Below are 20,832 nucleotides of genomic sequence, written 5' to 3' on the forward strand. Positions count from 1 at the left end.
CGGAACGGCACCGGCCTCCGAGCGTGCCGCAGAGAGGGTCGAGAAGAAGATGCGCGAAGTTTTCCAGCAGGAGCTGGCCGAGGTCCAGGATCGGCTCGTCGAGATCTCCGGACTCGTCGAGATCGCGATCGAGAAGGCGACCCAGGCGTTCAACCACTCCGACGTCTCCCTCGCCGAGGAGGTCATCGCGAGCGACGCCCGGATCGACGAGCTCGCCATCAGCCTCGACGAGCTGGCGATCGACATCCTCGCCCGCCAGGGACCGGTCGCCCGCGACCTGCGGACCGTCGTGTCCGCGCTGCGGATCAGCGCGTCGCTCGAGCGGATGGGCGACATCGCCGAGCACATCGCCCAGCTCTCGCGCTACCGGTTCCCCGACAAGGTCGTGCCGAAGTCGCTCCGCCCGACGTTCGTCGAGATGGGCCGCCTCGACGTGGTCGTCGCGCACAAGCTCACCGAGCTGCTGCGCTCGCAGGACCCCCGCATCGCCGAGGAGATCCGCGACGAGGACGACAAGATCGACGAGCTGCACGTCAGCGTCTTCGACAAGGTCCTCAGCGAGGCGTGGAAGGGCCAGGCCGCCGACACCGTCGACGCGACCCTCGCCAGCCGCTACCACGAGCGCTTCGCCGACCACGCCGTCTCGATCGCCAAGAAGGTCCAGTACCTGGTCTCGGGCGACTGGGGCTGAGCCTATTTGTCGATGTCGCGCGAGCGCGATATCGACCGCGGTCGGCAGGGCGCGGGGTGCGTTCCGCAGAGCGGGGGGCGTGCGGCTAGGGCGAATCGCTGGCACGCGATTCACCCGTTCGCCTCGTGGGGGGCGGCTGGTCTCTGCGCTCAGCGTCCCTGCTCATCGAGTCGCGCGCGAGCATGCAGGCGCGGGGTCTCGATGCGCCGCGTGCCGCGGCTACTTGCAGGGGCGCGTGCCGCGGCCTCGTCGGACCACGCTGATCGAGTAGCGCGCGCAGCGCGCGGACCATGCTGATCGAGTAGAGCGGCCACAGCGCGGACCATGTTGATCGAGTAGCGCGCGCAGCGTGCGTATCGAGATCCACCGTCGTGCGGGCGCGGGGTCTCGATACGCCGCGTGCCGCGGCTACTCGACCGGCATGGGGAGGGGCGCGTGCCGCGGCCTAGTCGAACCAAGGGGATCGAGTGTCGCGCGGACGCGGACCATGTTGATCGAGTAGCGCACGCAGCGCGCGTATCGAGATTCACCGTCGTGCGGGCGCGGGGTCTCGATACGCCGCGTGCCGCGGCTACTCGATCGGCATGGGCGGGGGCGCGTGCCGCGGCCTGCTCACGTCATGGTGATCGAGTAGCGCGTGTGTCGCGCGAACCATGCTGATCGAGTAGCGCGCGCAGCGCGCGCATCGAGATCCACCGTCGTTCGGGCGCGGGGTCTCGGGACGCCGCGTAGCGCGGCTACTCGACCAGCATGGGCAGGGGCGCGTACCGCGACCTGCTCACGTCATGCTGATCGAGTAGCGCGCGCAGCGCGCGTATCGAGATCCGCCGGGGTGCAGGCGCGGGTCTCGAGACGCCGCGCAGCGCGGCTACTCGACCGGCAGGGGACGTGCCGGCTACTTCTTGGCGCCCTGGGCCGCGACGGCGGCGGCGCCGGCGGCGGCGGCCTCGGGGTCGAGGTAGCGGGCCTCGCCGATCGGCTCGAAGTCCTCGTCGAGCGTGTAGACCAGCGGGATGCCGGTGGGGATGTTCAGCTCGGCGATGTCGGAGTCGGAGATGCCGTCGAGGGTCTTCACCAGCGCGCGCAGCGAGTTGCCGTGCGCGGTGATCATCACGGTCTTGCCCGAGGCGAGGTCCGGCTTGATGTCCGACTCCCAGTAGGGCAGCATCCGCTCGATGACGAGCTTGAGCGACTCGGTGCGGGGCAGGTCGTCGCCGAGGTCGGCGTAGCGCTCGTCGTGCGCCTGCGAGTACTGGTCCTCGTCGTCGATGGGGGGCGGCGGCACGTCGAACGAGCGGCGCCAGGTCATGAACTGCTCGGGACCGTACTCGGCGAGCGTCTGCGCCTTGTCCTTGCCCTGCAGCGCGCCGTAGTGGCGCTCGTTGAGGCGCCAGGAGCGCTTCACGTCGATCCACAGGCGGTCGGCCTTCTCGAGCGCGATGTTCGCGGTCTGGATCGCCCGGGTCTGGCGTGAGGTGTAGACGACGTCGGGGTGCAGCCCCGCCTCGACCAGCAGCTCGCCGGCGCGGGTGGCCTCCGCGACGCCCTGCTCGGTGAGCCGCACGTCGACCCAGCCGGTGAAGAGGTTCTTCTGGTTCCACTCGCTGTTGCCGTGGCGCACGAGGATGAGGGTGTAGGTCTCGGACATGCGTCCAGCTTAGAGGCGGCCCCTGCGCCCCCGGATACGCTGGGAGCCATGCCGATCGGAGCCGTCACCCGCGGCACGACGGGCACCAACCGCCTCCGCCGCGTCGATCGCCGGCTGGCCGAGCTGCCGGTCCTGCGCAGCACCGCGGCGCCCGTCGTGGTCGATCTCGGCTTCGGCGCGAGCGCGGTGACGACGCTCGAGCTGCACCACCGGCTCGTCCGCGCGGCACCGGGCGTCGACGTGGTCGGCTTCGAGATCGAGCCGGCGCGCGTGGAGACGGCGCGGCAGCAGCTCGAGCAGGTCCGCGCGGGCGGGACCGCCTTCCCCGCGGACGCCCGGGTGCGGTTCGAGCGCGGCGGCTTCGAGGTCCCCCTGCCCGGACGGCAGCGCGCGAGCGTCGTCCGCGCCTTCAACGTCCTCCGCCAGTACGACGAGTCCGCCGTCGCCGAGGCGTGGCGCATGATGACCGACCGGCTCACGCCCGACGGAGTGCTGGTGGAGGGCACCTGCGACGAGATCGGCCGGATCTGCACCTGGATCGAGATCGGGCGGGAGGGTCCGCGCTCCCTCACCCTGTCGCTCCGGCTCGGCGCCGTGCCCTCGCCGATGATCGCGGCGGAGCGGCTGCCGAAGGCGCTGATCCACCGCAACGTCGCCGGCGAGCCGGTGCACGCGTTCCTCCTCGCGCTCGAGCGGGCCTGGGTGCACGGCGCCCCGCTGGCCGTCTACGGGCCGACCCAGCGCTGGATCGCGGCAGTCGAGTCCCTCCGCGGCGAGTGGCCGATCCTCGGCGGGCGGCGGCGGTGGCGGCTCGGAGAGGTGAGCGTCGCCTGGGACGCGATCGCGCCGCTCGAGGCGACCCCGTCGCTCCTCTGATCTCTGCACCGCCGGACTCTGCACCGCCGGGCTCTGCACCGCCGGGCTCTGCACCGCCGGGCTCTGCACCGCCGGGCTCCTGCGAGCCGGGCTCTGCGCCGGGCCCGCGACGAGTCAGGCGAGCTCGGGCAGCGCGGCTCGCGCGTCGGCCGCGGTCGCCCCGGTCGCCGTCAGCAGGTCGACCACGAGCGGGCGGAGGATGACGAGCAGCGTCTTCTCCGCCAGTCGCGCCTCCGGGATCAGCGACTGCGGGTCGAGGGTCGTCGCGAGCAGGACCAGGTCCTGACGGGCGAGGGCGAGCACGGCGGGCTCGGTGACGGCCCGGCCGAGGAGCGAGACCCCGGGTCCGAAGCCCGCGACGACGTCGGCGAGCGCCGGGCGCGGCACGGCGTCCCCGACCAGGAAGTCGGTGCGCCGCGCGACGATGCGGAGGTTGCGGGTCGCGAGATCGAGGGCGGCGAGCATCGTGCGCTGGCGCTCCAGCTCGGCGCGGTGCCGCCGCACGAACGGCGAGATCCGCGCGACGCCGATCGCCGAGTCGAGGGCCGCGGTCCAGCCGTCGATGACGGGCTGGGTGGAGCGGACGCGCTCGAGGGCGGCGGCGGACGCCGACGGGTCGCCCCGGCGGAGCGCGTCGGCCAGCTCGTCGATCGTCTCGGCGAGCGCCGAGACCAGCCACCGCGCCTCCCCGCGCGCCGCCCGGAGCGGGTTCCGCGGCACGATCGCCGTGCACAGCAGCGCGGCGAGTCCGCCGACCAGCCCGTCGAGGCTCCGCGTGAACACGCCGCCGTCGGGCGCGGGCAGGATCATCACGAGCATCGCCTGGGTGCCGGCCGCCACCGCGAAGCCGGGGGACGGCGAGAGCGCCCGTCCCACCGTGAAGACGATCGCGAGGACGACGGCCAGCTGCCAGACCCCGGTGCCCCAGAGCAGGAGCAGCACCTCGCTCGCGGTGATCCCGATCAGCATGCCGATCGCGGTCTCCGCCACCTGCCGGGGCCGGGTGTCGCGGGCGATGCCGAGACTCGAGATCGTCGCCGTCAGCGAGAGCACGGGCGCCGGGTGCCCGAAGACGAAGCGCGAGACGGAGTAGGCGAGGACCGCCGCGACGACGATCTGCAGCACCGCGGGCAGCGACGCCACCGCGCGGGCGACGCCGCGGCCGGGCCGGACGTCGTCGAGGCGGACGAGGCCGCGGATCCGCGAGGCCGCCCGACCCCGCCGAGCGGGTCCTGCGGCCACCACGGCGTGGCCTACCTGGTCGCTGCCCCGAGGCGGGGCAGGCGGGGCACTCCCGCCTCCGCTCCCGCACCGGGCGGGACGACGACCTCCTGCGCGGCGGCGACGCGGACGTCGCCCGCGAGCACGGTCAGCTCGAGGTCGACGGGGACCGAGCGCTTCACCACGGCGAGCGCGACGGGACCGTCCTCGTAGTGCCAGGCGCTCGCGGTGACGGTGCCGACCTCGACCGGCTCGCCGCCCTTCAGCGCCGTGACGACGTCGCCGTGCCGGGGCAGGGCGGAGTCGGAGCCGTCGAGCTGCAGCAGCACGAGGCGGCGGGGCGGGTGGCCGAGGTTGTGCACCTTCGCGACCGTCTCCTGCCCGCGGTAGCAGCCCTTCGCCAGGTGCACGGAGGAGCGGAGCAGGTCGAGCTCGTGCGGGATCGACCGGTCGTCGACCTCGGTCGCGTGCCGGGGGCGCCAGGCGGCGATGCGGAGCGCCTCGAGGGCGTCCGCGCCGGCCAGGGCGACGCCGGCGGCGCGGGCTCGCGCGGCGAGCTGCTCGAGCGCGTCGCGCGGCACCAGGGTCTCGCGCGCACTCCAGCCGCTCGCGGGATGCGCGGGGGCGGTCGCGTACTGCCAGCCGCCGGGCTGCACCTGCGCCCACGGGTCGAGCCAGCTGATGCCGGACTCCCCCGCGAGCTCGAGGGCCAGCGCGGTCGCGGGGCCCTCGCCGAGGGTCGCGAGCGTCGCGAACTCCGCCGTGCGGTCGGCGACCTCGACGCGGAGCATGAAGCGCATCCGGTCGAGCCAGGCCGCGAGCCCGGCGGTCTCGTCGCGGTCGAGCAGGAGCCACGCCGTCTCGCCGTCATCGACGACGCGGATGAGGTGCTCGATCCGGCCGGACGGGTCGAGGAGCAGGGTCTCGGCGGAGCCGCCGGGCGCGAGGCGGGCGAGCGCCTGGCTGGTCAGCGAGTCGAGCCAGGTGAGGCGGTCGGGACCGGTGACGGTGACGACGCCGCGGCCCGAGAGGTCGACGATCGCGGTGCCCGCGGCGAGCGAGCGCTGCTCGCGGAACGGCTCGCCGTAGTGCGCGGCGACGCCGGGCTCGGCCGCGCTGGTGCCGACGACGGCCCCGGGGACGGAGAGGAGCGGGGAGACCGGCGGCAGCGCGGTGGACGCGGCGTCATTCGACACGGGCGAGCCTTCCGGAGGAGTGGGTGCGGAGCCCCTGGCCGAGCGCGGCGATGTCCCAGGCCCAGAGCAGGTGCTCGTCGACGAGCCCGTAGAGGCGGGTGGCGGCGGCGTAGTCCTTCGCGGCGGCCGTGCGCATGACGGCGTCGGTCGCGAGGTCGATCCGCGGGCCCTTGACCTGGCCGAGGTACAGCTCGCTGACGCCGTCGGGGTGGACGAGCGACACCTCGATGTCGAAGCCGCCGGCGCCGTTGCGCAGCGTCTCGACGGACTCCGCATCGGGGAAGGCGGGGGCACCGCGGCCGGGCAGCATCCCGGGGCCCGCGTCGGCGTCGGTCAGCGGGCGGCTGAGGCGCCAGTAGCCCGTCTCGCTGACGAGCGGGCGGTGGCCGGCCTCGCTGTCGTCCTCGATCAGCCAGGTGTAGGAGCTGTAGTTGAGGTACGGCAGCCCGTCGTAGCTGAAGCTGACCCGGTGGCCGAACTCCGCCTGCACGGAGTCGTCGCCGACGGCGTAGTCGATGACACCCGATCCCTCCCAGACGCCGAGCAGCCAGGAGAGCGGGACCAGCTCGGGCGGGAGTCCCGTGGGGAGGGAGATCACATCTGCTCCGGCGGCGGTCAGCGCTGGCCGCGGTAGAGCTTGTAGACGACCACGCCGGAGACCCACGCGATCGCGAGGGAGGCGAGCCCGAGCAGTCCGAGATAGAAGAGTTCGAGGGCGAGAAGCATGGCTCCATCCTATCCGCGGTCACCGACACGGCGGGGTGGAGGAGGCCCGATCAGAGCGAGGTGAGCGCGGCGATCCCGCTGGCGAGGGCGACGACGATCATCGCGCCGACCACGCTCGTCATGGTGCGGACCAGGTAGCCGCTCGCCTTCGCGACGGCGAGCTGCACGGCGAAGGTCGCGAGGACGCAGCCGCCGAAGGTCAGAGCGAGCCAGAGCTGCTGCGAGCCGGACGGGGCGAGCACGAGCGTGACGACGGAGCCGACCAGCGCGAGCGCCCAGACCGCACCCACCCCCGCGCGATCCCTGCCCATCCCCCAATTGTGCCTCAGGGAATCGGCCTCTCCGACCCGCCGCTAGTATTGCCGGAGACCAATCCTGGAGGATCCGTGGCGCAGTTGTTGATACTGACCTCAGCCGGTGGCTCGGAGGTCCTCCCCGCGCTGGGCCTGCTGAGCCACAAGACCCGGCAGATCCCCGCCGAGCCGGCGCACCTCGTGAACGCCCCGAGCTGCGACCTGATCTTCGTCGACGCCCGGCAGGACCTGGCCAGCGCGAAGTCGCTCTGCAAGATCCTGACCACCACCGGCATCAACGTCCCGCTCATCCTCATCCTCACCGAGGGCGGCCTCACCGCCGTCTCGGCGGACTGGGGCGTGAACGACGTGATCCTCGACTCCGCCGGCCCGGCGGAGGTCGACGCGCGCATCCGGCTGGTCATCGGCCGTCTCGCGCAGGAGCAGTCGACGTCGCGCATCCAGGCGTCCGGCGTCGTGATCGACGAGGCGAGCTACTCGGCGAAGGTGCACGGTCGTCCGCTCGACCTCACCTTCAAGGAGTTCGAGCTGCTGCGCTTCTTCGCGACGCACCCGTCGCGCGTCTTCACCCGCGAGCAGCTGCTCAGCGAGGTCTGGGGCTACGACTACTTCGGCGGCACCCGCACCGTCGACGTGCACGTGCGGCGCCTGCGCGCCAAGCTCGGCGACCTCGAATCGCTCATCGGGACCGTCCGCAACGTCGGATACCGCTTCAACGTGTACGAAGAGGACAATGAACGAGTCGCTCAATCTCTCGGTTGAGAACCTGGCCGAGCCCGCCGTCGCCGCGGGTCTCGAGCACCTGATCGGCCGGGCCGCCTGGTTCGACGGCCGGCCCCCGTTCAGCGATCAGACCCTGATCGACGCCCGTGCGGGGTCGCGGACCCTGCTCGTCGGCCTCCGCGCCGACGTCGTGGTGGCGGCCGCGATCCTCGGGCAGGGCGAGCTCGAGTTCGTCGTCGATCCGGAGTGGCGCGGCGTGGGCTTCGGCCGCGCCGTCCTCGACCAGGTGCTCGCGAGCGGGCGCACCGGGCTGCTCGCCTGGGCGCACGGCGACCACCCGGCGGCGAGGGCACTCGCCGCCTCGCACGACTTCGCGCCGGTGCGGACGCTGCTGCACCTCGCGCTCGATCCGCTGGTCGCGCCCGAGGTGGTCGTCCCCGAGGGCTTCTCGCTGTCGGACGGCCGCGACCTCGACCCGGCGGAGTGGGTCGCCCTCAACGCCCGCGTCTTCGCCGCGCACCCCGAGCAGGGGCGGATCACCGAGGAGGACCTGGCCGCGCGCCGGGCCGAGTCCTGGTACGACGACGGCGACTTCCTGCTGCTCCGTGACGCGGCGGGTGCGCTCGTCGGCTACGACTGGCTGAAGATCGAACCGGAGGCGACCACGGGCGAGATCTACGTGCTCGGCGTGGCACCGGAGACGGCGGGACGCGGCCTCGGCCGCACGCTGCTCGGCGCCGGCCTCGCGCGGATGGTGGAGCGCGGCTGCACGATCGCGGATCTCTACGTGGAGGCCGAGAACCGCTCCGCCGTGGCGCTCTACCGCTCGCTCGGCTTCACCGACGCCGCCGTCGACGTGCAGTACCTGCACCGCCGGCCCGCGGTCCGCTGACCCCGCCTCTCCTCCCCAGGCCGGGTTCACCCGGCATTCACCACGGGCGGCGCGAGCGCGTCCGACGCGGTGCCAGGATGGTCGCATGGACGGCGACAACCTGATTCTCGAAGACGGCCTGAGCGACGACCTCGACGACGACTTCGACGAGGAGGAGGAGGGCCACTCCGACCCCCTGCTGCCGGACGACCGCTACCTCGACCGCGAGCTGAGCTGGCTGGCGTTCAACCAGCGCGTGCTCGAGCTGGCCGAGGACCCGCTGGTCCCCGCGCTCGAGCGGGCGAACTTCCTCGCGATCTTCTCGTCCAACCTCGACGAGTTCTTCATGGTCCGCGTCGCCGGGCTGAAGCGCCGCATCCTCACGGGGCTGGCGCTGCCCACGAACATCGGCCGCGTGCCGGTGGACGTGCTCACCGACATCTCGGAGAAGGCGCACCTGCTGCAGCAGCGGCACTCGCGCGCCTTCAAGGAGCTCGTCGAGCCGGCCCTGCGGGACGCCGGCATCGACATCGTCCGCTGGAGCGAGCTCAGCGACGCCGAGCGCGAGGTGCTCGACGACTACTTCTCCGCGCAGGTGTTCCCGGTGCTGATGCCGCTGGCCGTCGACCCGGCGCACCCCTTCCCCTACATCTCCGGGCTCTCGCTCAACCTCTCGGTGCGGGTGCGGAACCCCAAGACGCAGAAGACCGAGTTCGCCCGCCTGAAGGTGCCGCAGATGCTGCCGCGCTTCGTGCGGATCGCCGGTGTCGCCGCTCCCGGCGAGCCGATGCGGTTCATCTCGCTCGAGGACCTGATCGCGAACCAGCTCGACGACCTCTTCCCGGGCATGGAGATCCTCGACCACCACGTCTTCCGGGTCACCCGCAACGAGGACGTCGAGGTCGACGAGGACGAGACCGAGAACCTGATCAAGGCCCTCGAGAAGGAGCTGCTGCGCCGTCGCTTCGGCCCGCCCATCCGCCTCGAGGTCACCGACGACATGGACGACGAGACCCTCGGGCTCCTCGTCCGCGAGCTCGACATCACCACCCAGGAGGTCTACAAGCTGCCCGCGCCGCTGGACCTCGGCGGTCTGTTCAGCCTGCAGAAGATCGACCGGCCCGACCTCAAGTACCCCAACCACGTCCCGACGACGGCGGTCCAGCTCTCGCCGAGCGAGCCGAACCAGCGCCAGGACATCTTCAAGGCGGTCTCGCGCGGCGACGTGCTGCTGCACCACCCCTACGAGTCCTTCGCGACGAGCGTCCAGGCGTTCCTCGAGCAGGCGGCGGCCGATCCGGACGTGCTGGCGATCAAGCAGACGCTCTACCGCACCTCGGGCGACTCCCCCATCGTCGAGGCGCTCATCGACGCCGCGGAGTCGGGCAAGCAGGTGCTCGCGCTGGTCGAGATCAAGGCGCGCTTCGACGAGAAGGCCAACATCTCCTGGGCCCGCAAGCTCGAGAAGGCCGGCGTGCACGTGGTCTACGGCCTGGTCGGGCTGAAGACCCACTGCAAGCTCGCGCTGGTGATCCGCCAGGAGAAGGGCGGCGTGCTGCGGCACTACTCCCACATCGGCACCGGCAACTACAACCCGAAGACCTCGCGCATCTACGAGGACCTCGGCCTGCTGACCGCCGACCCCGAGGTCGGCAAGGACCTCACCCGCCTCTTCAACGAGCTCTCGGGCTACGCCATCGAGAAGAAGTTCAAGCGCCTGCTGGTCGCCCCGCGCCACCTCCGCAAGGGGCTGCTGAAGCGCATCGCGACCGAGACCGAGAACGCGCGGGCCGGCCGCCCCTCGGGCATCCGGATCAAGATGAACTCCATCGTGGACGAGTCCGTCATCGACGCGCTCTACCGGGCGAGCCAGGCCGGCGTGCCGGTCGACGTCTGGGTGCGCGGCATCTGCGGGCTGAAGCCCGGGCAGGAGGGCCTCTCCGAGACCATCCGGGTCCGGTCGATCCTCGGCCGCTACCTCGAGCACTCGCGCATCTTCAGCTTCGTCAACGGCGGCGAGCCCGAGGTCTTCATCGGCAGCGCCGACATGATGCACCGCAACCTCGACCGCCGCGTCGAGGCGCTGGTGCGGATCATCGAGCCGGCGCATCTCAGCGAGATCGCCGACATGTTCGACCGGGCGATGGACGAGAAGACCGCCTCGTGGTGGCTCGGCCCGGACGGGATCTGGACGCGGCACCACCTCGACGAGGACGGCGCGCCCCTCTCCGATCTGCAGAACCGGCTGATGGCGCACATCACGCATCGGAAGCGCACTGCGACGCGCACCGGCTCCCGAGCCTCCACCCGCTGACGCCGTGACGGGCACCGTCTACGCGGCAGGCGCCGTCTGCTGGCGGGTGATCGAGGGACGCCCGCACGTCCTCGTCATCCACCGGCCGCACCGGAGGGACGTCAGCCTGCCCAAGGGCAAGGTCGACCCCGGCGAGTCCCTGCCGGAGACCGCCGTGCGCGAGATCCGCGAGGAGACCGGGTTCCGGGTCGCGCTCGGCGTCCCCCTGGGATCCGTCGAGTACACGCTGCCCAACGGGCGCCCGAAGGCGGTGCACTACTGGGCCGCGCGGGTGACCGAGAAGGCCGTGCTCGCCTCCGACTTCGTGCCGAATCACGAGGTCGAGGCGCTGGAGTGGGTCACGATCAAGCGCGCGCGCAGCTACCTCACCTATCCGCACGACGTGGAGATCGTCGACGAGTTCGCCCGGATCGTCGCGCGGGGCACGCACGACACCTTCGCGATCGTGGTGCTGCGGCACGCCAAGGCCGTCCCCGCCTCCTCCTGGGACGGGCGCGACTCGACCCGGCGGCTCAACCGCCGGGGTGTCGAGGAGGCGGCCGCCGCCGGTCGCGCCGTCGCCGCCTGGCGACCCCGCCGGCTCGTCTCGAGCACGGCCAAGCGCTGCCGGGCGACGATCGCGCCGCTCGCCACCCTGATCAAGCGGCCGGTCCGCCTCTCCGAGGACCTCAGCCAGGAGGCGAACGAGCACGGCGGTGCCGACGTCCGCTCCCTCGTGGGCAAGCGGGTGCGGGCGCGCAAGAGTGCCGTGCTCTGCAGCCACCGGCCGGTGATCCCCGTGATCCTCCGCGAGCTGGCGCTGGCCACAGCCACGCCGATCGGCCCGTACCTCGAGGAGGCCTCCGATCTGCCCACCGGCGGCTTCGCCGTGGTGCACCTCTCCGTCGAGCATCCGGGCTCGGGGATCGTCGCGATCGAGACGCACGCACCGCTCGAGTGAGCCCGCGGGGGCGACGCCGGAGTGCCGCGCGAATACTGCTCCTGCGCGCTCCGCTCCGCCTGGGGGCGACCCGTCGTTCACCCCGCGTTCACCGAGCGGACGGGGCCAGGACACGACCTCTCCGTACGCTCGCTCGCGGGCCGCACCAAGCCCGTCCATCCCCCTGCTTTCCTACCCGAAAGGGATACTTGTGCGTTTCTCGCGTCTCGGCCAGGCGGCCGTCATCGCCGCCGTCGCAGCCATCACGCTGACCTCCTGTGCTGCCAACGAGGGGGGTGCCGCCGCTTCCGGCGACTCGTCCTCCTCCGCCAGCACCCTCGAGGGCACCCTCAACGGCATCGGCGCCTCCTCCCAGGGCTCGGCCCAGGAGGCCTGGGTCTCCGCCTTCCAGCAGGCGAACACCGGCGTCACCGTCAACTACTCCCCCGACGGCTCCGGCGCGGGCCGCGAGGCGTTCATCGCCGGCGGTGCCGACTTCGCCGGCTCCGACCGCGCGCTCAAGCTCGAGGAGCTCGACGGCTCCTTCGGCAAGTGCGTCGAGGGCACCTCCGCCATCGACGTCCCGGCCTACATCTCGCCGATCGCGATCGTGTTCAACGTCGAGGGCGTCGACGAGCTGAACCTCGACGCGGCGACCATCGCGGGCATCTTCAAGGGCACCATCACCACGTGGAACGCGCCCGAGATCGCCGCGCTGAACCCCGACGCGACCCTCCCCTCGGCGAACATCACCGCCGTGCACCGCTCGGACGACTCGGGCACCACCGAGAACTTCGCCGCGTACCTCAACGCGACCGCGCCCGACGTCTGGGACGCCGAGCCCGACGGAGTCTGGCCCTACGAGGGCGGCGAGGCGGCCCAGGGCACCTCGGGCGTCATCGACACCGTCACCAACGGCCAGAACACCATCGGCTACGCCGACGCCTCGCGCGCCGGCAGCCTCGGCACCGCCAAGGTGAAGGTCGGCGAGGACTTCGTCGCCTACTCGCCCGAGGCCGCGGCCGCCATCGTCGACGCGTCCCCCGAGGCGACCGACCGCCCCGAGAACGACATCGTCTACGAGATCGACTACGCCTCCGAGGAGGCCGGCGTGTACCCGGTCGTCCTGGTGAGCTACCTCATCGCCTGCCAGGAGTACCAGGACGCCGCGACGGGCGAGCTCGTCAAGGCGTACCTCGGCTACGTGACGAGCGAAGAGGGCCAGGCCGAGGCCGCCACCTCCGCCGGCGCCGCGCCGCTCTCGTCCGAGCTGTCGACCCAGGTCGCGACGGCCATCGAGTCGATCAAGTAATCTCCCCCTCATGACGCGGCCCCGGACCCCCGCCGGTCCGGGGCCGCGCCACGGCTCGGCCCCCTCCCCCACACCGAACGCAGGGACACCCACATGACCACCGCAGAGCGGCCCGTCGGCGCCATCAAGGCGAAGCAGCGGCCCGCAGACCGGATCTTCTCCGGAACGGCCGTCGCCTCCGGCGCGCTGATCCTCGTCATCCTCGCCGCCGTCGCCCTCTTCCTGGTCGTCCAGTCGGTCCCCGCCCTCACCGCCGCCCCGGACTCGATCTCCGGCGGCGCGGGCTTCTGGGCCTGGGTCGGACCTCTGGTGTTCGGCACCGTCTACGCCGCGGCACTCGCGATGGTCATCGCCGTGCCGATCGCGATCGGCATCGCGCTCTTCATCTCGCACTACGCTCCGCGCAGGCTCGCGCAGGGCCTCGGCTACGTGATCGACCTGCTGGCCGCTGTGCCGTCGGTCGTCTTCGGCCTCTGGGGCATCACCGTCCTGGCCCCCTTCGTCCAGCCGTTCTACGCGTTCCTGACGGACGCCTTCGGCTGGTTCCCGCTCTTCAACGGCCCGGTCTCCGGCACGGGCCGCACGATCCTCACCGTGGCCCTCGTGCTCGCGGTGATGATCCTGCCGATCGTCACCGCCATCTCGCGCGAGGTCTTCCTGCAGACTCCGACGCTGCACGAGGAGGCCGCCCTGGCCCTCGGCGCGACGCGCTGGGAGATGGTCCGCACCGCGGTCCTGCCCTTCGGCCGCCCCGGCATCATCTCCGCGTCGATGCTCGGCCTCGGCCGCGCGCTCGGCGAGACGATGGCGGTCGCGATCGTGCTCTCGCCGTCCTTCGTCGTGAACTTCGCCCTGCTGCAGTCGACGAACTCGAACACCGTCGCCGCGAACATCGCGCTGAGCTTCCCCGAGGCCTACGGCCTCAAGGTGAACGAGCTCGTCGCCTCCGGCCTGATGCTCTTCGTCATCACGCTGCTGGTCAACATGCTCGCCCGCTACATCATCAACCGCCGCAAGGCCTTCTCGGGAGCGAACTGATGGTCACGATGACTCCGCCCCGCCAGCGCCGCGTCGAGGACGCGGTCCCTGCGCCGGTCAACACCCTCACCAGCGGTCAGCTGCCCAAGTGGGCGCCCGCCGCACTGCTGCTCGGCAGCATCGCCCTCATGGCGCTCGTCTACGGCCTCCTCGCCGCCACGGGCACCACCCAGGGCTTCGACGTCGTCGGCACCGTCTTCTTCGGCGCCGTCCTCTACACGGTCGCCGTCTTCGTCCTCGCCCGCCTCGTCGAGGGTCCGCGCCGCGCCACGGACCGGGTCGTCACCACTCTCGTCACCGCTGCGTTCGTCATCGCGCTGATCCCGCTGATCTCGCTGATGTACACGGCGGTCTCGGCCGGAGCCGCGCGCTTCGACATCACCTTCTTCACCTCCTCGATGCGCAACGTCGTCGGCGAGGGCGGCGGCGCGCTGCACGCGATCACGGGCACGCTGATCATCACGGCGCTGGCCGCGGTCATCTCGATCCCGATCGGCCTGATGACGGCCATCTACCTCGTCGAGTACGGCCGGGGCGCGCTCGCCCGCGGCATCACCTTCTTCGTCGACGTGATGACCGGCATCCCCTCGATCGTCGCCGGCCTCTTCGCCTACGCGCTCCTGGTGCTGCTCTTCGGCGACGGCGTCCGGATGGGCTTCGGCGGCGCGATCGCGCTGTCGGTGCTGATGATCCCGGTCGTGGTGCGCTCCACCGAGGAGATGCTGCGGCTGGTCCCGAACGAGCTGCGCGAGGCGTCCTTCGCCCTCGGTGTGCCGAAGTGGCTCACCGTCGTGAAGATCGTCCTGCCGACCTCGATCGCCGGCATCGTCACGGGCGTCATGCTCTCGATCGCCCGCGTCATCGGCGAGACCGCCCCGCTGCTCATCGTCGCCGGGTTCACCCAGTCGATGAACTACAACCCGTTCGACGACCGGATGATGACCCTCCCGGTCTTCGTCTTCCGCCAGTACGCGGATCAGGGAGCGGACGCCGCCGCGTACATCGATCGGGCCTGGACCGGCGCGCTGGTCCTCATCCTGATCGTCATGCTCCTCAACCTGCTCGCACGCCTGGTCGCGCGCATCTTCGCCCCCAAGCTCGGCCGCTAACCCTAAGGATCTCCGTTGTCCAAGCGCATCGAAGTCAACGACCTCAACGTCTACTACAGCAAGTTCCTCGCGGTCGAGGGAGTCGGTCTCACCATCGAGCCCCGCACCGTCACGGCGTTCATCGGGCCCTCCGGCTGCGGCAAGTCGACCTTCCTCCGCACGCTCAACCGCATGCACGAGGTCATCCCCGGCGCGTACGTCGACGGCGAGGTCCTGATCGACGGCAACAACCTCTACGGCCCGGGCGTCGACCCGGTGCTCGTCCGCCGCCAGGTGGGCATGGTCTTCCAGCGCCCGAACCCGTTCCCGACGATGTCCATCCGCGACAACGTGCTGGCCGGTGTGAAGCTCAACAACCGCCGCATCTCGAAGTCCGACGCGGACGACCTCGTCGAGAAGTCGCTCCAGGGCGCGAACCTCTGGAACGAGGTGAAGGACCGCCTCGAGAAGCCGGGCTCCGGTCTCTCCGGCGGCCAGCAGCAGCGCCTGTGCATCGCGCGGGCGATCGCGGTCTCCCCCGACGTCCTGCTGATGGACGAGCCGTGCTCGGCCCTCGACCCGATCTCCACGCTCGCGATCGAGGACCTGATCGAGGAGCTCAAGAACGAGTACACGATCGTGATCGTGACCCACAACATGCAGCAGGCCTCGCGCGTCTCGGACCGCACCGCGTTCTTCAACATCGCGGGCACCGGCAAGCCCGGCAAGCTGATCGAGTACGACGACACCGCCACGATGTTCTCCCGCCCGTCGGTCCAGGCGACCGAGGACTACGTCTCGGGCCGCTTCGGCTGATCCGCCGACGTCCGTCGAAGAGCCGCACTCCTCCGGGGGTGCGGCTCTTCTGCTGTCCGGGGAGTTCCGGGCGCCGTCGGCTCTCGTCCCGAGAACGCAGAAGAGCCGCACCCCTCGTCGGGGTGCGGCTCTTTCGTGCGTGCGCCGTGCTGCCGACGCGGAGGCGGGGTCAGGCGGTCTCGATGGCCAGGATCGGGTCCGTGGTCGGCGTCGTGGAGCCGCCCGCGTCCTCGACGGTCACCGCGACGACGGCGCCCTCGGCGAGCGTGCCCTCCAGCGGCGCGACCGTGCGGCCGTCGCCCCCGTCGAACGTGCCGGCGGCGACCGGACCGGACGCCCCGATGTACCAGAGCTCGTAGGTCTTGTCCTCGGGCAGGGGTGCGAGGTCGTCGACGACGAGTGCGGAGCGGCCGAGCGAGGCCGACCAGACGAGCGTCGCGGTCTCGCCGGTGGCGACGGAGCCGACCGTCTCCTGAACGTCGGGAGCACTGCGGATCTGCTCGAGCGCGGTCAGCTGCTGGCTCTGCCCGGCGTCGGGCGAGAGCAGCGGCGGGAGCGCCACTCCCCCGACCACGAGGACGGCGGCAGCGGCGGCGGCCGAGAGGTAGACGGCGGGGCGCGTGAACCAGCGACCGCGGGCGCGGGCCTCGGCGCCGTGGCGACCGGAAGTGGGAGCGGCGGACGGGGTCGCAGCGGCGGACGGAGTGGACGCCGCGGTCGTCTCGACGGCACGGAGCCTCGGAGCAGCGTCCTGGTGCTCGACGGCCTCCTCGGCCGGAGCGTCGGAGGTGTCGTCACGCGGGAGCTGAGGTGTGGTGGCGATGAGCGCCATCAGGTCTGCGCGCAGTCCCGGCGACGGTGCGACCGCCGGAGCGTCGGCGGCGAGCGCATCGGCCACCGCGGAGAAGGCGTCGGCCTCGCCGCGCGCCTCCGGATCGTCGGCCAGGAATCTCTCGTACCGGGCGGTCTCGTCCGGGGTGAGGATTCCGAGTGCGTGTCCTGCTGCGAGTTCGCGCGGATCTTCGGGGATTTGCACGTCGTTCACAGGGCCACCCCCATCTCTTCTCTCAGTCGTATCATCCCGTCGCGCAGGCGCGTTTTTATGGTACCGACGGGGCAGTTCAGGATCCCGGCGATCTCGCTGTGCGAGTAGCCGCCGTAGTACGCGAGCTGGAGCGCTTGCCGCTGCAGCTCGGTCAGCCGTCCCAGGGCGGCGGTGACCTTCTCGTGCTCGAGAGACACCTCCGCCTGTTCGGCGACCTGGTCGTAGTCGCGACCGAGGTCGCGGATTCCTATGCGGACGTCCCGATCACGGCCCGCTTGGGCCGCGCGAACCCGATCGATGGCCCTGCGGTGTGCCATCGTGAGGATCCAGGTCGTCGCACTTCCCTTATTCGGAGCGAAGCGTCCAGCGGTTTGCCAGATCTCGAGGAAGACCTCCTGGGCCACCTCCTCGGACTGCGCCCGGTCGACGAGGACCCGGGTGATCAGACCGAGGACGCGCGGGGCGACGAGGTCGTAGAGCTGGGCGAACGCGGCCTGCTCGCCTGCGGCGATCCGCTCGAGGAGGGCGCCGAGATCGGGGGCCGCGCCGAGTTCGCCGGTGGTGTCGTCGGTCATGCGCTCTGTCCTGCTCGCGTGCGGGTCTTCAGATTCCTCGTCATCCAGAAGGCTGTCACGGCGAGCCCCGCGACGACGACCGACACTTCGAGCGGCAGGACGACGAATCGCACGTCGAGGGCGAACGCACCCACGTCGAGCAGGGCCGCCGCGCCCATCCGCGGGGCGAGCCACAGGCCGATCACGCCCGCCAGCGCCGCGGTGAGGCCGGCGTAGCTGCGCGGACGGATGAGGACCCAGAGCGCCGCGGCCGTGTCGATCACCGCGAGGGTGCGCATCAGCGCGCCCTGCGAGAAGACGACGCCGTTGCCCAGGAGCGCGCCGATCTCGTCGTCCACGCCGGGCGCGGAGAGGAAGAGGAGGACGGCGATCACCAGGAGGCCGAGGCCGGCCCACCAGCGCGCGAGGATCCGGAGCGCTCTGCGGTTCTTCATGCCGGATGCCGCCTGTCTGTCGGGGACTCTGCCGGGAGAAGAGGACTCGAGAGCCGTCGACCACCCGTCACTGGGCCCTCGCTCGCCGTCGGGATCCGCGGGCGGATGCTGTCGAGAGGAAAGGGGCCGGACCGCAGAAACGCCTCTCGGCGCGAGGCCGCTCGAAGCGGCTATAAGTGGAGCCCGGGGTTACTGCGATCCGGCTTCCACCAGTGTAACCACTGTCCCCCGGGGGCCCGCGAGGGGCGTTCGCGGAGCGAGAACGCGGGGTGCCGCGCCCCCGGGTGATCGGGTAGCGGCCCTACTCGAGGGAGTCGCTGCGCCAGAGGCGGGCGCAGCTGACCAGCTCGGCGGCGGTGGTCGAGAGCCGGAGGGCGCGGGTCGTCAGCTGGCTCGCGCGCGGCCCGTCGATCAGCTCGACGTCGTCGGCCACCGAGGCGGCACCGGAGGCGCTGACCCGGCAGAAGGCGGCGGCGCGGTCGAGGGCGACGGCGAAGTCGCCGTCGAAGACACCGCGGAGGATGCGGTCGGCCAGCTCGGTGATCTCGGCCGGGCCGGTCGGCGCGACGGCACCGGCGACGACGGGGTCGATGGTCGCCGAGAGCTCGACGCCGCGCTGGTAGAGGAAGCTCGTGCTCTCCGGATCCTGCCGGATCACGAGCCGGAGCAGGTAGATGCGCCAGAGGGCACCGGGGAGGCTGGACGGGCTCGAGCGCGCCCACAGCTCGGCGAGCGCGTCGATGCCGTGGTGGTCGGTGTACTCGACCAGGCGATCGATGACGACCGGGTCCGGATCCTCCCGGACGCGACTGAGCAGCGCGATCGCCGTCTCGTGGGCCACCCGGCTGATCTGCGCCGGGTCCTCGCCTCCCTGGAACGCCTCGAAGACGCGGGAGGGGAACTTGGTCGGCTTGTGGAAGCCGTCTGTCATGGGGCCGCCTTCCGCGGTCGGGCAGGGCACGCGGACGCGTCCTGCTTCATGGGGGTTCGAGGAGGGTAACGCGCGCGCCTGTGCGGGTATGCCCGACGCGGGTGCCGGCGCGCGGGGGCGCTACCCTGGATGCCGCGGGCCTCTAGCTCAGTTGGCAGAGCAGCGGACTTTTAATCCGCGGGTCGTCGGTTCGAGCCCGACGGGGCCCACTTCCCGCTCCTGCACAGCCTTCTCCTCGCGCGGCTTCGCGCCGAGGCGCGCTGCGCGGATCTCCTCGCGGATCGGCCGGAGCTCAACGGCACGACGGCTCGACGGCGCGACGGCGCAGCCGCTACTCGTGGCAGAGGGACCAGTCGGAGTCGGGGTACTCGCGCGGGGCGTCGTCCTCGGTGTCGAGGAGGCGCCAGACGCCGTCGCGGTGCTCGAGGAGGCGGCCGCGGACGACCTCGGAGCGCCAGCCGTCCTCGGTGCGGACCCAGCGGACGAGGCGGACGGTGACGCTCTGGTGGGCCTGGAGGCGGTGGGTCATCGGTGCGGGTCCTGTCTGGTGGGGCGAGGGCGGGGCGCTCGAGGGAGCTGCTCGGTCGGCGGGTGGGTCTCGATACGCCGCCAGAGGCGGCTACTCGACCGGCGTATTCGGCGGGCAGCGGAGTCGCTGCCCAGCGGAGGTGGCCGCGGGGCGGGGCGACCGGCGGAAGGGGACACCGCCGGCCGCCCCTGCGGATCAGCGCGTGGGGTCGTCGGCCCAGAAGCAGACCATCGTCATGGTCGAGCGGTAGAACAGCGTCTTCGCGTCGACCTTGTCGACCGCGCGACCGGGATCGTCGAGGTACTCCTCTCCGGCCGAATCGACGCCCGGCGGCAGACAGGCGTCCTGAGCCACGTAGCGGGTCGGCCTCTTCGGGGCGTACCAGTCCCCGCCGTCGCCTTGCTCGGTGCCGGGGATGAACGACGGGATCCCCGTGTAGGAGCAGAGCAGCGTCAACGAGGCTCCGGTGCGGACGAAGCGGTAGCTGGTCGTCGAGAGGCTGATGTCGGGCGAGCCCGCGAGGAGGGCGCCGTAGTAGCAGGAGCCGTTCGACGAGACGTCGGTCGAGGCGTAGCCGTCGAGATTGGCGCCGGCGTTGTGGTCGGCGAGTGCGGGGGTCGCTGCGGCGCCCACGAGGGCGACGGAGGCGGCGAGGGCGAGAAGAGTGGAGCGGAAGGACGGCATGACGGTCTCCTCATCGAGACGGCGTCGGCGCTGAGCGTCGGCAGGAGGGGCGCTCGTCGAGCGAGCGGACGGCGGGCCCGGCACGGGAGGCGTCGTCGCCTCGGTGCGCGGTTCCGCGGGCGTCCGGCGGACCGGATGACCCGAACTCTAGACCGCGCGGAGAGCGCTGTCTGCCCCCAGCGAGGTCACGACGGTGTTGCGACCCGCTCCTCAGACGAGGCGACCCGCGCGCAGCCTGCGGGAGCGGCGGCGCAGTGTGCGATCGCTCGGGCCGAAGCTGTCGGACTCGAGCAGCAGGCGCAGCGAGAGGGAGACCTGGCGGGCGAGACGCGGGTCGATCCCCGAGGGGATCCGCACCGCGTCGATGAGATCGAGAGCCGTCTGCGTGGTACGGGAGATCGTCATGCCCGTGACCCTAGGGAGGGTCAGGACTGCGCGAAGGCCCCGGCACGGGGGCGCACGACAGCAGCAAAGCTCAGTCGTCGTGCGCCGCCCGCAGGGGTGGCCCGAAGGTCAGTTGCTGCCGTCGCCGCGACCGGTCGAGGACTGCAGGCGGTCGATGTGCTCGGAGGCCTGCGCCTTCGTCAGGTCGGCCGGGAGGGTCTCGCCGGCCTCGCGGGCGAGGGTGTCGAGGTAGCTGCGCTGCGGGCCGGTCATCGGCTCGTCGCCGGTCACCCAGTCGGACGGGTCCTTGCTGGCGCTGGTGTCGCTGCCGTCATCGGCACGGGCGCCGAGGACGTCGCCCTCGGTCTTGACGTCGGGATCGGTGGTGTTGGGGATGTCGTCGCTCATGCTGCGACCGTACGCCCGACCACCGACACCGGCGAGGGCTTGCGGAGCGGGCCCGCGCGACCCGTTCCTGGCGCGCCTCGCCGGCCGGC

The 20,832-nt window shown here is 71.8% G+C and carries 23 protein-coding genes and 1 tRNA gene; 11 read left to right on the forward strand and 13 right to left on the reverse strand.

The window, feature by feature from the left end; translation table 11 throughout:
* Positions 1 to 49 precede the first annotated feature (49 nt).
* Positions 50 to 691, forward strand: coding sequence for a phosphate signaling complex protein PhoU (gene phoU, locus HQQ82_RS05785; protein ID WP_173232050.1), 642 nt, complete (start codon positions 50 to 52; stop codon positions 689 to 691).
* An 895-nt stretch (positions 692 to 1,586) separates the two neighbouring features.
* On the opposite strand, the gene HQQ82_RS05790 is transcribed toward phoU, so the two are convergent.
* Positions 1,587 to 2,339: a phosphoglyceromutase gene (locus tag HQQ82_RS05790; RefSeq protein ID WP_173232051.1), complete on the reverse strand. Its 753-nt coding sequence runs from the start codon at positions 2,337 to 2,339 to the stop codon at positions 1,587 to 1,589.
* A 48-nt stretch (positions 2,340 to 2,387) separates the two neighbouring features.
* Here HQQ82_RS05790 and HQQ82_RS05795 point away from each other — a divergent pair, with 48 nt between their 5' ends.
* Positions 2,388 to 3,215: a class I SAM-dependent methyltransferase gene (locus HQQ82_RS05795; RefSeq protein WP_173232052.1), complete on the forward strand. Its 828-nt coding sequence runs from the start codon at positions 2,388 to 2,390 to the stop codon at positions 3,213 to 3,215.
* A gap of 114 nt (positions 3,216 to 3,329) precedes the next feature.
* On the opposite strand, the gene HQQ82_RS05800 is transcribed toward HQQ82_RS05795, so the two are convergent.
* The 4 genes from HQQ82_RS05800 to HQQ82_RS05815 form a co-directional block, all read right to left on the reverse strand.
* Entirely contained in the window at positions 3,330 to 4,460 is a 1,131-nt protein-coding gene (locus HQQ82_RS05800; protein WP_173232053.1) for an FUSC family protein, read from the reverse strand.
* Positions 4,461 to 4,468: 8 nt separating this feature from the next.
* Entirely contained in the window at positions 4,469 to 5,632 is a 1,164-nt protein-coding gene (locus HQQ82_RS05805) for a folate-binding protein YgfZ (protein ID WP_367947828.1), read from the reverse strand.
* On the reverse strand, positions 5,622 to 6,230 hold the full coding sequence (locus HQQ82_RS05810; RefSeq protein ID WP_173232054.1) for an FABP family protein: 609 nt from the start codon (positions 6,228 to 6,230) through the stop codon (positions 5,622 to 5,624). The genes HQQ82_RS05805 and HQQ82_RS05810 overlap by 11 nt, the downstream gene beginning before the upstream one ends.
* Before the next feature lie 178 nt (positions 6,231 to 6,408).
* Positions 6,409 to 6,669 carry a hypothetical protein gene (locus HQQ82_RS05815; RefSeq protein WP_173232055.1) on the reverse strand — a complete coding sequence of 87 codons (261 nt, stop codon included), beginning with the start codon at positions 6,667 to 6,669 and terminating at the stop codon, positions 6,409 to 6,411.
* Positions 6,670 to 6,744: 75 nt separating this feature from the next.
* Here HQQ82_RS05815 and HQQ82_RS05820 point away from each other — a divergent pair, with 75 nt between their 5' ends.
* The 8 genes from HQQ82_RS05820 to pstB all read left to right on the forward strand — a co-directional run bounded on the left by HQQ82_RS05820 (position 6,745) and on the right by pstB (position 15,753).
* Positions 6,745 to 7,434 (forward strand): winged helix-turn-helix domain-containing protein, encoded by a 690-nt coding sequence (locus HQQ82_RS05820; protein WP_123445147.1) that lies wholly within the window; start codon positions 6,745 to 6,747, stop codon positions 7,432 to 7,434.
* The gene (gene mshD, locus HQQ82_RS05825; protein ID WP_173232056.1) at positions 7,406 to 8,287 is read left to right on the forward strand and encodes a mycothiol synthase; all 882 of its coding nucleotides are present in this window, start codon (positions 7,406 to 7,408) and stop codon (positions 8,285 to 8,287) included. The genes HQQ82_RS05820 and mshD overlap by 29 nt, the downstream gene beginning before the upstream one ends.
* A gap of 85 nt (positions 8,288 to 8,372) precedes the next feature.
* Entirely contained in the window at positions 8,373 to 10,580 is a 2,208-nt protein-coding gene (locus HQQ82_RS05830; protein WP_173232057.1) for an RNA degradosome polyphosphate kinase, read from the forward strand.
* A 4-nt stretch (positions 10,581 to 10,584) separates the two neighbouring features.
* Positions 10,585 to 11,520, forward strand: a complete 936-nt coding sequence (locus HQQ82_RS20275; protein ID WP_173232058.1) for an NUDIX hydrolase — start codon at positions 10,585 to 10,587, stop codon at positions 11,518 to 11,520.
* Positions 11,521 to 11,710: 190 nt separating this feature from the next.
* Complete coding sequence (locus HQQ82_RS05840; protein WP_173232059.1) at positions 11,711 to 12,811, forward strand: phosphate ABC transporter substrate-binding protein PstS; 1,101 nt, start codon at positions 11,711 to 11,713, stop codon at positions 12,809 to 12,811.
* Between the two features lie 93 nt (positions 12,812 to 12,904).
* Positions 12,905 to 13,849, forward strand: a complete 945-nt coding sequence (pstC, locus tag HQQ82_RS05845; RefSeq protein ID WP_173232060.1) for a phosphate ABC transporter permease subunit PstC — start codon at positions 12,905 to 12,907, stop codon at positions 13,847 to 13,849.
* 8 nt (positions 13,850 to 13,857) lie between these two features.
* Positions 13,858 to 14,958, forward strand: coding sequence for a phosphate ABC transporter permease PstA (gene pstA / locus HQQ82_RS05850; RefSeq protein WP_173232061.1), 1,101 nt, complete (start codon positions 13,858 to 13,860; stop codon positions 14,956 to 14,958).
* Positions 14,959 to 14,973: 15 nt separating this feature from the next.
* Positions 14,974 to 15,753 (forward strand): phosphate ABC transporter ATP-binding protein PstB, encoded by a 780-nt coding sequence (gene pstB / locus HQQ82_RS05855; RefSeq protein ID WP_159985721.1) that lies wholly within the window; start codon positions 14,974 to 14,976, stop codon positions 15,751 to 15,753.
* A 169-nt stretch (positions 15,754 to 15,922) separates the two neighbouring features.
* On the opposite strand, the gene HQQ82_RS05860 is transcribed toward pstB, so the two are convergent.
* From HQQ82_RS05860 to HQQ82_RS05875, 4 genes are all read right to left on the reverse strand, one after another.
* Positions 15,923 to 16,798: an anti-sigma factor gene (locus tag HQQ82_RS05860; RefSeq protein ID WP_367947829.1), complete on the reverse strand. Its 876-nt coding sequence runs from the start codon at positions 16,796 to 16,798 to the stop codon at positions 15,923 to 15,925.
* Complete coding sequence (sigK, locus tag HQQ82_RS05865) at positions 16,795 to 17,373, reverse strand: ECF RNA polymerase sigma factor SigK (protein WP_173232062.1); 579 nt, start codon at positions 17,371 to 17,373, stop codon at positions 16,795 to 16,797. The genes HQQ82_RS05860 and sigK overlap by 4 nt, the downstream gene beginning before the upstream one ends.
* Positions 17,370 to 17,807 (reverse strand): hypothetical protein, encoded by a 438-nt coding sequence (locus HQQ82_RS05870; RefSeq protein WP_173232063.1) that lies wholly within the window; start codon positions 17,805 to 17,807, stop codon positions 17,370 to 17,372. Before HQQ82_RS05870 ends, sigK begins: the two co-directional genes overlap by 4 nt.
* Positions 17,808 to 18,108: 301 nt before the next feature.
* Positions 18,109 to 18,738 (reverse strand): DNA-directed RNA polymerase subunit beta, encoded by a 630-nt coding sequence (locus HQQ82_RS05875; RefSeq protein WP_173232064.1) that lies wholly within the window; start codon positions 18,736 to 18,738, stop codon positions 18,109 to 18,111.
* Positions 18,739 to 18,874: 136 nt separating this feature from the next.
* Here HQQ82_RS05875 and HQQ82_RS05880 point away from each other — a divergent pair.
* Positions 18,875 to 18,947 (forward strand) — tRNA-Lys (locus tag HQQ82_RS05880).
* A gap of 122 nt (positions 18,948 to 19,069) precedes the next feature.
* Here HQQ82_RS05880 and HQQ82_RS05885 read toward each other — a convergent pair.
* From HQQ82_RS05885 to HQQ82_RS05900, 4 genes are all read right to left on the reverse strand, one after another.
* Positions 19,070 to 19,267, reverse strand: coding sequence for a hypothetical protein (locus tag HQQ82_RS05885; RefSeq protein WP_173232065.1), 198 nt, complete (start codon positions 19,265 to 19,267; stop codon positions 19,070 to 19,072).
* A 195-nt stretch (positions 19,268 to 19,462) separates the two neighbouring features.
* Positions 19,463 to 19,951 carry a hypothetical protein gene (locus HQQ82_RS05890; RefSeq protein ID WP_173232066.1) on the reverse strand — a complete coding sequence of 163 codons (489 nt, stop codon included), beginning with the start codon at positions 19,949 to 19,951 and terminating at the stop codon, positions 19,463 to 19,465.
* A 210-nt stretch (positions 19,952 to 20,161) separates the two neighbouring features.
* Complete coding sequence (locus HQQ82_RS05895) at positions 20,162 to 20,356, reverse strand: hypothetical protein (protein ID WP_160087754.1); 195 nt, start codon at positions 20,354 to 20,356, stop codon at positions 20,162 to 20,164.
* 108 nt (positions 20,357 to 20,464) lie between these two features.
* Positions 20,465 to 20,743, reverse strand: coding sequence for a DUF3072 domain-containing protein (locus HQQ82_RS05900; protein ID WP_160087752.1), 279 nt, complete (start codon positions 20,741 to 20,743; stop codon positions 20,465 to 20,467).
* Between the last annotated feature and the right edge of the window lie 89 nt (positions 20,744 to 20,832).

It is taken from the genome of Rathayibacter sp. VKM Ac-2856, assembly GCF_013205055.1.
Taxonomy (GTDB): domain Bacteria; phylum Actinomycetota; class Actinomycetes; order Actinomycetales; family Microbacteriaceae; genus Rathayibacter.